Origin of the sequence: Enterobacter sp. 50588862 (assembly GCF_001462935.1) — a bacterium.
Classification (GTDB): domain Bacteria; phylum Pseudomonadota; class Gammaproteobacteria; order Enterobacterales; family Enterobacteriaceae; genus Enterobacter; species Enterobacter bugandensis.
Map to the genome: position 1 here is coordinate 291,364 of NZ_LNHM01000028.1, position 11,392 is coordinate 302,755.

Annotated in this window: 10 protein-coding genes and 1 tRNA gene; 3 read left to right on the forward strand and 8 right to left on the reverse strand. The window is 57.8% G+C overall.

The annotated features are described in order from the left end of the window. Positions 1–4: 4 nt before the first annotated feature. From APT89_RS14205 to APT89_RS14215, 3 genes are all read right to left on the reverse strand, one after another. On the reverse strand, positions 5–1,438 hold the full coding sequence (locus APT89_RS14205; RefSeq protein WP_060572736.1) for an AMP-binding protein: 1,434 nt from the start codon (positions 1,436–1,438) through the stop codon (positions 5–7). Then, positions 1,435–2,553, reverse strand: coding sequence for an MBOAT family O-acyltransferase (locus APT89_RS14210; protein ID WP_041910592.1), 1,119 nt, complete (start codon positions 2,551–2,553; stop codon positions 1,435–1,437). The genes APT89_RS14205 and APT89_RS14210 overlap by 4 nt, the downstream gene beginning before the upstream one ends. Before the next feature lie 128 nt (positions 2,554–2,681). Then, positions 2,682–3,818 (reverse strand): D-alanyl-lipoteichoic acid biosynthesis protein DltD, encoded by a 1,137-nt coding sequence (locus tag APT89_RS14215; RefSeq protein WP_060572738.1) that lies wholly within the window; start codon positions 3,816–3,818, stop codon positions 2,682–2,684. A gap of 279 nt (positions 3,819–4,097) precedes the next feature. Here APT89_RS14215 and APT89_RS14220 point away from each other — a divergent pair. Next, positions 4,098–4,185 (forward strand) — tRNA-Ser (locus tag APT89_RS14220). A gap of 44 nt (positions 4,186–4,229) precedes the next feature. Here APT89_RS14220 and APT89_RS14225 read toward each other — a convergent pair. The 3 genes from APT89_RS14225 to hpxO are packed head-to-tail and all read right to left on the reverse strand — an operon-like array spanning position 4,230 to position 7,381. Continuing rightward, a complete protein-coding gene (locus APT89_RS14225; RefSeq protein ID WP_060572740.1) occupies positions 4,230–5,165 on the reverse strand; it encodes a PDR/VanB family oxidoreductase in 936 nt (311 codons plus the stop codon). Positions 5,166–5,176: 11 nt separating this feature from the next. Further along, a complete protein-coding gene (hpxD, locus tag APT89_RS14230) occupies positions 5,177–6,211 on the reverse strand; it encodes a molybdenum cofactor-independent xanthine hydroxylase subunit HpxD (RefSeq protein WP_060572744.1) in 1,035 nt (344 codons plus the stop codon). Between the two features lie 15 nt (positions 6,212–6,226). Then, entirely contained in the window at positions 6,227–7,381 is a 1,155-nt protein-coding gene (gene hpxO / locus APT89_RS14235; RefSeq protein WP_060572747.1) for an FAD-dependent urate hydroxylase HpxO, read from the reverse strand. 239 nt (positions 7,382–7,620) lie between these two features. Between hpxO and uraD the strand changes: the two genes are divergently transcribed. Together uraD and uraH are read left to right on the forward strand one after the other, a co-directional pair. Continuing rightward, positions 7,621–8,121 (forward strand): 2-oxo-4-hydroxy-4-carboxy-5-ureidoimidazoline decarboxylase, encoded by a 501-nt coding sequence (gene uraD / locus APT89_RS14240; protein WP_060572749.1) that lies wholly within the window; start codon positions 7,621–7,623, stop codon positions 8,119–8,121. Beyond that, a complete protein-coding gene (gene uraH / locus APT89_RS14245; RefSeq protein WP_060572752.1) occupies positions 8,118–8,441 on the forward strand; it encodes a hydroxyisourate hydrolase in 324 nt (107 codons plus the stop codon). The genes uraD and uraH overlap by 4 nt, the downstream gene beginning before the upstream one ends. Here the strand turns inward: uraH and guaD are convergent. Both guaD and APT89_RS14255 read right to left on the reverse strand, forming a co-directional pair. Then, positions 8,421–9,737, reverse strand: coding sequence for a guanine deaminase (guaD, locus tag APT89_RS14250; RefSeq protein ID WP_060572755.1), 1,317 nt, complete (start codon positions 9,735–9,737; stop codon positions 8,421–8,423). The two genes, uraH and guaD, sit on opposite strands and share 21 nt — an antisense overlap. 101 nt (positions 9,738–9,838) lie before the next feature. Then, entirely contained in the window at positions 9,839–11,335 is a 1,497-nt protein-coding gene (locus tag APT89_RS14255; protein ID WP_060572757.1) for an NCS1 family nucleobase:cation symporter-1, read from the reverse strand. Positions 11,336–11,392: the final 57 nt, after the last annotated feature.

Genomic DNA, 11,392 nt, shown 5'->3' on the forward strand with positions numbered 1-11,392 from the left:
ATAATTAATGTGTGCGGGCGTAAGCGTCCAGCAGCTTGCGGTCAATTTTGCCGTTAGGATTCAGCGGCAAAGCGTCTTTTACGATAATTTGTGAAGGCACCATGTAGTGGGGCACCACGTTTGCCAGCGAGGTTTTGATCGTATCCGGTGCCAGCTCCGTCACGCAGAACGCGGCGATGCGCAGCACGCTGCCGCAGGGTTTCATCAGCGGCATCACCACCGCTTCGCTGATGCCGGACATGGCCAGCAGGCGGTTTTCAATCTCGCCGATCTCGATGCGGTAGCCATTCAGCTTGACCTGGCTGTCGTTGCGGCCCTGGCAGTAGATGAGCCCGTCTTCATAACCCAGATCGCCGGTCCGGTAGCCGCGGAACGCATCATTTTCCCGACGCAGCAGTTTTGCCGCGTTCTCCTGCGGCAGGCCTAAATAGCCGCGCATGACGTTTTTGCCCCAGATAATCAGCTCGCCCTCGGCGGAAATTTCCATTCTGCTGTCCGGCATCATCACGCCCACCGGCAGCACCGCGCTGTCGCTGTTAAGGATCTCATCCGTGATCTCAACCACGGTTGTCGCAATGGTCGCTTCCGTTGGGCCATAGGAGTTGATGATTTTGGCCTGCGGGAAACGGCGGCGGAGCTGTTTCACAAGCGCTTTATTGAGCACTTCGCCAATGAAGATAAAGACGCTGAGTGCAGGCAAATACTCGCTGTTAAAGTGCGGAGAAAGCAGTTGCTGGTAGGCAAAAGAGGGGGTGGAAACCCAGGCGGAGACCGCGTTGCTTTGCAGTCGCTCGAGCCAGTTCTCTTTCTGGATATCCTCTTTGGCATTCAGCACGATGTGGCCTCCCATCGCCAGGTTCGCCAGCAGAGGGATCAGGGAGAGGTCAAAGCTGAACACCGCGTGGTTCATCAGCACCGGTTTTTCCGGCAGCGAAAAGTCCTGGCTGACCCACTTCATGAAGTGCCATACGCTTTCACGTCCAATCTGCACGCCTTTCGGTTTTCCGGTGCTGCCTGAGGTAAACATGATATAGGCCAGATCCTGCTCCTCCAGCACCTTGCCCGCCTCGCCGGTGGCGATGAACTGCCGCGTCGCCACGTCGTAGTAGTAAGGGGCGCCGGTCAGGTTGCAGATCTCGCGAAGCCGCTCCTGCGGGTAGATGCAGTCCACCGGGATGTACGGAATGTTGTGCAGCAGGCAGCTATAGATTGCCACGGCGAACTCGGCCTGCTGATGGCCGTACAGCACGATCGGCGTACCGTCTGCGGGCTGGCAGCGTCGATAACGCTCTGCCCAGTCCGTCACGGCAGAGGAAAGCTGGAGCCAGCTTAAGGTTTCGTCGCTGCCGCTGATGGCCAGCTGCTGCGGGGAGGCGGGATCGCACAGTGCCGCACGCAAGAAATCCTGCAGTTCCTGAAGATCGGAGTAATTTTTCATAGAGGTGACATTCCACTGAAGATGTAAAGGGATCCTGCGGCGCTTCCCAGCGTCAGAATTCGTCCCAAAAACGCAACGGCCGGATACTGCAATCCGCGGTGTAACGTTGGGCTGCGTTTGGCTGACCACAGCAGCATATTGTGCGCGACGGAAATCGCGCCAAACAGCGCGCCGCTGATGACGTAATGGCGTTCCAGGCCATTCCACGCCCCCATGCAGAACAGGGTGCAAAAAATACCGATATTTTGCGCCAGCGTTTTGTTCTGGCGGAAAAAGTTAAACTTCATGAGGTTCATATAGACGGGCATAAAGACCACGTCGCGCAGCCATTCGGACAGGCTGATGTGGAAGCGGCGCCAGAAATCCTGCGGGTTCTTCGCAAGGAGCGGCATGTTGAAGTTTGCCGGAATATTCAGCCCAAACAGCCGACCCGCGCCGATGGCCATATTGCTGTAGCCCGCAAAATCGAAGTACAGATAGGCGCTGTAGGCAATCGACATCACCACGCCCACGGTCAGGGTAAACGGCTTATGGCTCCAGGGCTGCACGACGAGCGAATCGATCAGCATGGCAAACAGGAACTTCTGAATGATGCCGGTAATAATTTGCTCCAGCGCCGTTAAAAACTGTTCGCGGTTCAGGACAAATGCCGGCTTATTCACATCGCTCATCCATGTTCGCCAGCGATACATCGGGCCGGCCAGAATAATAAAGGGCATAAAGAGATAGCAGAAATAGTGCAGGAAATTCTGGCCCTCTTTTTTACTGCGATACAGCAGTACATCCACAGCGCGGAAGGTCATAAAAGAGAGACCGATTGTGCCGAGGTGATAATTAAAATGTAATTTCACCAGAACCAGGGGCAGCAGCGTTAAAACGACCGCCTGCCAGGTTTTTAATCTGCCTTTTTCTTTTAACGTGGCGACAAGATAAAACCAGCAAAAGACGGCCACGGGAACACTGTAATTGCCCTGAAAAATATAACCCCAGCCTAATGCTGTCACCACGGATAAGGAAACTAGCCAGGTCAGACGGTGGCGTAAAACACGATTAACCATCGCAAACACCAGCGCGGATGAAAATAAACAGACAAAAAACATTCCTGAGCTGTACATCATTTCGCCTCAGAATTTTTGATATTCAAAATGCAGCTGCATACTCATGCTGTCATCGACAGCGGTCCATGCAACGACGGTGATCGCCAGCAGTAAATAAAGGCAAAAAAGACGGATCGCGATTTTCATTATTTAAAACTCTGTGCAATAAAGCGAAGCATTGGCACCCAGGCCAGTTCGGTAGGGTGCAGACGATCCCAGTTCCAGCCGTTCTGATACGGCATGGCGTACATATCCAAATACGGGATCTGGTTCTCTTTCAGAATGGTTTGAATCTGCTTATCGAACGGGCGGAAGGTGTCGGTATTGTAAAGCGCCCAGGGGTTAACCGGGTCGACGATAGCAATCACCTGCACGTGATGCGCTTTCAAAAGCTGAACGGTTTTCCTGAACGCGGCGAACTGCCCCGGCACCACCGGCGTGTCATCCCACTGCTGCGGCTTACCGTCCTCGTCGTAAATCGTTTTGTCCATCCACAGCGTGGCCGCGCTCTGATGGCGCTTTTTATTCAACTCGCGGGCATTCGCCAGCGCTTTATCCCAGTCAGGGGAAAGACGGGCGGTTGGCTGCTGAGGCCAGGGCTGCGCCGTCTGTGGTCTGATGTTGAGCAGCGACAGCCAGTCGTTTTTAATCAGGGTGCAGAAGTTTGCAAACTGAAAACTCAGCTCGTCCCACATCAGCGCCGGATGCCAGCCATACACACGCATTTGCCCGAAGGTTAAATGGCTTATATCTTTCGCATCAATATGCTTCAGGTAATTAACCAGGAACGGGCGCGCCTGCGGATCCTTCATCAGAGGATTAAAAATCGAGCCCGGAAAATTATCCGCATAGATAGCGGGCGGCAGGCCTTTTGAATAAAAGCCGTCAGGCGCCAGAAGCAGCACCACTTTGCTGTTTGCATTAAGGCTATCTTTAAAACGCGAGAGAAGTAAAAATTGCGTTTCGTCATCGACAAACGCATCGCCATAGGCCACGACGGGCTGGTGCAATTGCTTATTAAAATAATTAAATACGGCGTAATGTTCCTCTTCTGAGGTGGCAACCTCAGACGCACCAAGGAAGAAAATAGCATTCCCTTCTAAGGCATGGGAAATTGTGGCTATTTTTTCCGCCTGTTCTTTTGTCGTCCCTGCCATGGACTTGATCAGCGGCTGGAATTTAAGCGGCGGATCAAAGCTTGTCACCAGCGGGTGAAAACTCAGGACTAAAATGGCCAAAACGGCCATCAGGATATGTAAGCAAAACGTATTTTTGATTTTCATCATCAACCAGTAAGGCGCTATGACAGTAATGCGTTAAAACCCGCATTACCCGAATTTATTACCATTACAAAACACATGGCCGTCTATTTTTTTTGGCATTCTATACCACGGTGATTTAAAAGGATGAGCGTTGCTGTGTAACGGTATGTACAAGGGGGGAAGGGGGGAGGGCAGGAAAGCGTCCGGGTGACTTTTTGCGCAGTCAAACGCCTGCAGGCAAAAATAGAAAAATTCCTGCTTTACAAGGCGCTAATAGATGTTTATAGTGCGCCTCACTTTGGAAGCGTGGCCGAGCGGTTGAAGGCACCGGTCTTGAAAACCGGCGACCCGAAAGGGTTCTAGAGTTCGAATCTCTACGCTTCCGCCAAATTCGAAAACCCTGCGATAGCAATATCGCAGGGTTTTTTCGTTTTACAGCGCAATCACCAGCTCCCCGGAGTGACTCCGCGAACAGCAGAGCGCCACCTGCTGGTCAGCCGCGCTTTTTTCTGCCTCCGACTGCACGCTATCCCTGTGGTCCACCACGCCGTCAATCACCGGCGTCAGGCAGGCGCCGCAGATCCCCATTTCGCAGGACAGCGGCACGTCCACGCCGTTTTCCTGTAATACCTGAGCGATGGTCTTATCCGCAGGCACCGGCCAGCGCTCGCCGGTAGAAGCAAGTTTGACCGTAAAGATCTCGCCTGCGACGCCGCTTGTGACAGGGGGAGCGGGCTGAAACGCCTCGCTGTGGATATGGGCGTCATTCCATCCCTTCGCCGCCGCCACATCGCGCGCTTTCTCCATAAACCCCGCAGGTCCGCACACCCACACGTGCAGCCCCGCTTCAGGCGCGGGGAAATACTCCGCCAGCGTGGTTCGTGGGGTGGTGGTATGAATAATGCAGTCACCGCACTGCGAGAGCTCGCGCGCAAACGCCGCGTTTTCCCGGTTTCTGACGTAATAGTGCAGCGTAAACGGCGTTCCGGTCGCTTTCAGCTGCAATGCCATCGCATACAGCGGCGTAATGCCAATCCCTGCCGCCAGCAGCAATACCCGCTCAGCCTGATGCAGCGGAAACAGATTGCGCGGGGTCGAGATCGAAAGCCTTTGGCCCGGACGCAGAGTTTCGTGAACGTAGCGCGACCCGCCGCGCGAGGCGGCTTCTCGCCCCACGCAGATAAGATAGCTCTCGTCGCCACATGCCCCGGTCAGAGAGTACTGGCGGACCACGCCGCAGGGCAGGTGGACATCAATGTGCGCGCCGGGTTGCCACGCAGGTAGCGCGTCGCCGTTTTCGGCCACCAGCCTGACGGCGAGGCTTTTATCCCCTTCGCGCCACAGCCCGTCAACGATCACGTTCAGCATATTGGCCTCCGTCATACCAGGAAAAATTCGCCAAAGCCCATCTTCTTCAGTCCCCGACGGTAGGCAATCGAACTCTTATCTGCCGGAATATGGGCTTCCAGAGTGAGATCCAGCGGCAGACTTTCCGGGCGCTGGGTTTCGACCATCAGGCGATCCTCTTCAAAAATGCGCAGGTTAAAGGCATGCACGTCCTCCACCGGAATATGCAGATCAAAGTTGCGCGCGATGGGCGCGAACATGCGGGTCACCCGTGACGAGACGGGCGAGGCGGCGTTCATAATCACCAGCCGCGATTCACCCGGAAAATGAATCGTCAGGGTGGCGGTAAACGGCAGATGCATTTCAAAATGGCGCAGCCACTGGAATCCTTCTGGCGCCTGCACGGGTGAACTGGCGGGATAGTTGCTCACGGAACTCCAGTAATCGGCCACGAAACCGAAGGGCGTCTCCTGCGGCTGATAGATAGGGACAAGCTGATTATTGGGATCGGCAAAGGTATCGGTATGGATCCACGCAAAGTGGGCAACATCCAGAAACCCTTCCACCTGGCGCCCGGCGAAGCCGTTCACCTCAAACGCCGGGCAGTTGATCTGCTGAAATCCGTCGTCGCTCCAGTGCGGCATGGTGGGCAGCGGCACGGGATTGTCCGGGTTAAACGCCAGGCAGGTCCAGATCAGGCCGAAGCGCTCTTCCACCGCGTAGTTAATCAGGTTCAGCTTCGCCGGAACGGGCTGGTCGGGGCTGGACGGAATGCGGTTGCAGCGGCCATCTTCACCAAAGCGTAAGCCGTGGTAGGGGCAGATAATCCCGTGCTCGTCGTGAAAGCCGAGCGTCAGCGGCACGCCGCGGTGCGGACACACGTCCCGGGCAACCACGACCTGGTCGTTAATTCGGTAAATCACCAGCTGTTCATCCAGCAGGGTGGCCTTTACGGGGGCCGGGCCGACGTCGCAGGCGCGCGCAACCGGATGCCAGCATTTCGCCAGGCGCAGCCAGTCCTCTGGTTCAAACGTGCAGTGGGCGGGTGGTGTCGGTTCTCTTTTCATCGTTGTCCCTCTTGTTCAGCCTAACGGGCCGCCCTGAATGGTCTCGCACAGACCGTTGATAATGCGTTCCCCGGTCTCCTCTTTGAGTTCCTGATACCAGGCCTGCGTCAACGCCATATCTTTCCCGTGGGTGACGTCGCAGCGTTTACGCGCTTTCAGCACCAGGTCACGCACCCGGTCGCAGCGCAGGGCTTCGTACTGCCGCAGCGCCAGCGTAATGTTGTGGTTTTCACGCAGGCATTCGCCCAGCACCACGGCGTCCTCCATGGCCGCGCAGCCGCCCTGGCCGATATCCGGCGTGGTGCTGTGCCCGGCATCGCCGAGCAGCGCGACGTTGCCGCGTACCAGGCTGTCGAACGGCTCGATGTCATGGATTTCAATGCGGTTGGTGGTCTCGGGATCCAGCGCGGCGATAAGCTTCTGTACCGGCGGCGCCCAGCCGCGGAAGTAGCCCGTGAGATCGGCGCGCAGGGTGGTGCGATCCTCCGCCAGGCCCGCGGGCAGCGGCACGTCAAAAAAGAAGTAGAAGCGTCCGCCGGAGACGGGCATCAGCGACACGCGTTTACCCTCGCCAACGAAGGTGGTCCACTGGTGCGCCGGGGCAATCTCTTCATCAATCTTCACCAGCCCGTTCCAGTTCACATATCCGGCGTAGCGGCGCTCCGGGGTATAGCTCAGCACGTACGGACGAACCGCCGAGTGGCTGCCGTCGGCGGCAATCAGAAAATCGCCTGTTGCCGTGGTGCCATCGGTAAAGGTCACGCTTACGCCCGCGTCGTCTTCATGAACGTGTTCCACGCGCTTGCCGAACTGCACCTTGTCGCGACCCCAGAAGTCCAGCATTTCGCGCTGGAGTTCAGCGCGCGAGACGGGGCAGGGACGCCCTCCGGTACGCTCAACCAGCGGGGCAAGGCTGAAGCGGGTCAGGGTGTCGCCGCGCCGGTAATCCTTGTAGGCCATAAAACGCATTGGACCGCCGTAGGTTTCGATAATGTCGCCCATGCCGAGGTGCTGCATACACTTCACGCCGTTAGGCCAGATGGAGATGGCCGCCCCGACGGGCCGGATCTCTTTTACGGCTTCGAACACGGTACAGTCGATTCCCGCTTTCTTTAGCGCGACGGCAGCGCTCAGGCCGCCAATACCCGCGCCAATGACGATTGCTTTCATGCTTCTCTCCTTTTGCAGGTTGTAAAAACATTCAGCAATTTGCGTACCAGGCTGCAGAGTGGCGAAAACGGCGTTGTGGGAGGTGAGTTTGCACTGCTAAGGTGCGCAAACACGGTGAATATGCCTTTTTATGAATCAATAATTTCCTGTCCAGCCATACAGAATCGACTGTTTCACATCGGCGACAAGAGTGGCGTGGTTTGTGCAACAACCCGGAGGAGGACAATAAAGGAGACACTATGATCGCACTGCACGACTTCAATCATCTTCCTGAGAAAGAGGCTCTCGCGCTGCTCACCCCCTGCGTGGCGCTCCCCGGCTGGGCTGAGGCGCTGGTTTGTGGACGGCCTTACCCGAGCCGGAGTGAATTGACGATCGCGGCGCAGGCGCTGATGCAGCGCTGGGACGAAGTGGCGTTAGCGCAAGCCCTGAGCGCGCACCCGCGCATCGGGGAAAAGCCCGCGGGTGAAGAGGTGGAGGCGGCGCTGTCGCGTCAGGAGCAGGGCGCGGTGAATGACAGTAACGCGGCGCTTGCGCAGGCGCTGCGCGAGGGTAACGCCCACTACGAGGCCCGCTTCGGCCGGGTGTTTCTGATCCGCGCGAAAGGCCGGAGCGGCGAGGACATTTTACAGATACTGAATGCACGGCTGGAGAACAGCGACGTGCAGGAAGTTCAGGCGGCGCTGGAACAGCTGCGGGAAATTACGCTGCTGCGCCTTGAAGGAGTTATCCACGAATGAGCACACTCAGCACCCATATTCTCGATATTTCGACGGGCAAGCCCGCAGCGGGCGTGACGGTTCACCTTGAACGGGAGGGCGAAATCATGGCGACGGGCGTGACCAACGCTAATGGCCGCATCACCGAATTTGTCCCATTCCTGCCAAAAGGACGCTATCGGCTGGTGGCGGAGATCGGCGGGTGGTTTCGCGCAACCGGCCGGGAGACGATCTACCCCTGCGCGCAAATTGAGTTTGTGGCGGGAGAAGCGGCAGACGAGCACTTCCATCTGCCGTTTGTGATTGCGCCAGGCGGGTGGTCAACCTACCGGGGCAGTTGACCACACCCGCTCGCCGTTGACCCAGGTCTCACTGATGTTGCGCTCGTCGCCCAGGGTCATCAGCACAAATAGCTGCTCGTAGATATCCTGACAGCGGCGATTGCGCAGGCGCTGCAGCGGCGTCACGTCAGGATCGATAACCACGAAATCCGCCTCTTTGCCGGGGGCGAAGTTGCCAATCTTATCGTCCAGCCTGAGGGAGTGCGCGCCGCCCAGCGTGGCGTGATAAAACGCCTCGCTGGCGCGCAGGCGGTAGCTCTGAAGCTGGCCGACCTTGTAGGCTTCTCCCAGGGTGCGCAGCATGCTGAAGGTGGTGCCCGCGCCGACGTCGGTGCCGATGCCCATCCGCACCTTGTGCTGCCAGCAGGCGGGCAGGCGAAACAGCCCGCTGCCGAGAAACAGGTTCGAGGTGGGGCAAAACGCCACCGCCGAACCGGTGTCGTGCAGGCACTGCCACTCGCTGTGGTGCAGATGAATCGCGTGGGCAAACACGCTGCGCTCGCCGGTCAGGCCGTAGTGGTGATATACGTCCAGATAGCGCTCGTGCTCCGGCCAGAGATCGTTCATCCAGGCCACTTCGTTTGGGTTTTCGCTGAGATGGGTCTGCAGCCAGGTATCCGGGAACTCCTCTCTGAGCAGGCTGACCGCGGCGAGCAGCTCGGGTGAGGACGTCGGGGCAAAGCGCGGCGTAATGGCATACCCCAGGCGACCCCGTTGATGCCAGCGCTGGATCAGCTCCCGCGTCTGCCGATAGCTCTGCTTTGCATCTTCGCTCAGGTAGTCCGGCGCGTGCCGGTCCATCATCACCTTTCCGGCGATAAGGCGCATGTTGAGGCGCAGGGCTTCGGTAAACAGCGCTTCGACCGATTGCGGATGCAGCGTGCAAAACACCAGCGCGGTGGTGGTGCCGTTGCTCACCAGTTGGTTAATGAAAAATTCGGCGATCTCTTTCGCGTAGGCTTCATCGGCAAACTGGCTCTCCACCGGGAAGGTGTAGGTGGTTAGCCACTCCAGCAGCTGTTCGCCAAAGGCGCCGATCATCTCCGTTTGTGGATAATGAACGTGGGTGTCGACAAAACCGGGCAGCAGCAGCCTGCCGCGCAGGTCCGTGTAGCCTTTGTGGGGGTCGAGATACTGCTCGCCCTCCTGCCACGCCATGTGCGCCAGAATTTTTCCGTTCTGGATAAACAGCAGCCCGTCCTCAAGGTAGCGGGCGTGTTGGGCAATCGCGTCTGCGCTGTCGCAGACCTGGGCGATATCGAAAAATGCACCGCGTATCGCAGTCTGGTATTCCATCGTGGGTCCTGCCTTAGTGTTTGCGTAGCGGGGTGAAAAAGCTCAGCAAGAACGGTGCCAGAATGAACGGGCCGCAGATAAACTGCGGCCGGAGGGAGGGGTTACTCTTTTTGCGTCGCCACGCGGGAGCTGAACGAGGCTGCCCCTGCCGTCTCGCGCTCTTCCCGCGCCAGCCAGCGGTAGGTCACGCCGCCGAGGAAGACGCCGATAAACCAGCTGAAGTTTGCCACTTCATGCAGGGCCGGGATAAAGCCAATCACCAGACCTACGGCAACGGATGGGATCAGCGCGCCAATGGCCTTCGGGTTAAAGCCGTTGCGGTACCAGTATTTGCCCTTTGGCGTGTCGTCGAACAGATCGTCTACCGACACCTTGCCGCGCTTAATCAGGTAGAAATCGGCAATCAGAATGCCGAACAGCGGGCCGATAAATGCCCCGAGCACGTCCAGGGTGTAATGGATGAGCTCCGGCGAGTTGAACAGGTTCCACGGGGTGAGCAGGATCGAGCCGACGGCGGCAATCATCCCTCCGGTGCGGAAGCTGATCTTCTGCGGCGAGCAGTTAGAGAAATCAAACGCCGGTGAGACAAAGTTCGCGACGATGTTGATCCCGATGGTGGCGGTGATCATCGTCAGCAGGCCAATTGCCACGGCCAGATCGTTGCCCACGTGGCTGACGGTCTCGATCGGATCGGTGATCATGCGGCCAAACAGCGACTGGGTGCCGGACACAATCACCACGGTGACGATGGAGAACAGCAGGAAGTTAAACGGCAGCCCCCAGCGGTTGCCGCGGCGGATCTCGCCCATGCTTTTCCCGTAGCGGGAGAAGTCGCCAAAGTTGAGCAGCGGGCCGGAGAAGTAGGAGACCACCAGCGCGATCGCGGTGATCATCTGCCAGGTTTGCTCGCCCGCGCTCAGGGATTTGCTGGCGAGAGTGAAAGAGATCCCGTCAAAACCGGTCTTGTATACAATCCAGCCCGCGAGGGCCAGCATCACCACATAGACCGCCGGACCGGCGATATCAATAAAGCGCTTAATGGCGCTCATGCCGTGCCAGAAGACCATCGCCTGAAGAACCCACATGATGGCAAAGCAGATCCAGCCCAGCGGCGACAGGCCCAGGAAGGCACCGGTGGTAAGGCTCGCCAGAGAAGGCCAGAACTTCAGCACCACCAGCATCAGCGCGTTGGCGGCAAGCCAGGTCTGGATGCCGTACCACGCAAAGGCGATAAGCCCGCGGATCACCGCCGGAATATTGGCCCCGAAGACGCCAAACGCCTGACGGCTGATCACCGCATAGGGCACGCCCGCCATCTGGCTCGGTTTGGCTACCAGGTTGGCGCACAACTGCACAATGCAGATCCCCACCAGCAGGCAGAGCAGCACCTGCCAGCTTGCCAGCCCGAGCGTAAAGAAGCTCGCGGCAACAACGTAACCCCCCATGCTGTGAACGTCGGACATCCAGAAAGAAAAGATGTTGTACCAGCTCCAGTTCTGGTCACGCGTCGGTGCCAGATCCTCATTGCAAAGACGTGGGCTGTAAACCGCACCGGAATCAGCGGCCGTACTCTGCTGTGCGTTTTGACTGTTTGGCATGAAACCTGCTCCTGTGAATGAAAACCCGTTGAGTGGGAGTGCAAACGGTGTTGCAGG

Bases quoted from the DNA above. Each gene is read 5' to 3' on its own strand.
- APT89_RS14225 (WP_060572740.1), bottom strand. From the start codon at position 5,165: ATGCTGAACGTGATCGTTGACGGGCTGTGGCGCGAAGGGGATAAAAGC.
- APT89_RS14215 (WP_060572738.1), bottom strand. From the start codon at position 3,818: ATGAAAATCAAAAATACGTTTTGCTTACATATCCTGATGGCCGTTTTG.
- uraD (WP_060572749.1), top strand. From the start codon at position 7,621: ATGATCGCACTGCACGACTTCAATCATCTTCCTGAGAAAGAGGCTCTC.
- APT89_RS14210 (WP_041910592.1), bottom strand. From the start codon at position 2,553: ATGTACAGCTCAGGAATGTTTTTTGTCTGTTTATTTTCATCCGCGCTG.
- uraH (WP_060572752.1), top strand. From the start codon at position 8,118: ATGAGCACACTCAGCACCCATATTCTCGATATTTCGACGGGCAAGCCC.
- hpxD (WP_060572744.1), bottom strand. From the start codon at position 6,211: ATGAAAAGAGAACCGACACCACCCGCCCACTGCACGTTTGAACCAGAG.
- hpxO (WP_060572747.1), bottom strand. From the start codon at position 7,381: ATGAAAGCAATCGTCATTGGCGCGGGTATTGGCGGCCTGAGCGCTGCC.
- APT89_RS14205 (WP_060572736.1), bottom strand. From the start codon at position 1,438: ATGAAAAATTACTCCGATCTTCAGGAACTGCAGGATTTCTTGCGTGCG.
- APT89_RS14255 (WP_060572757.1), bottom strand. From the start codon at position 11,335: ATGCCAAACAGTCAAAACGCACAGCAGAGTACGGCCGCTGATTCCGGT.
- guaD (WP_060572755.1), bottom strand. From the start codon at position 9,737: ATGGAATACCAGACTGCGATACGCGGTGCATTTTTCGATATCGCCCAG.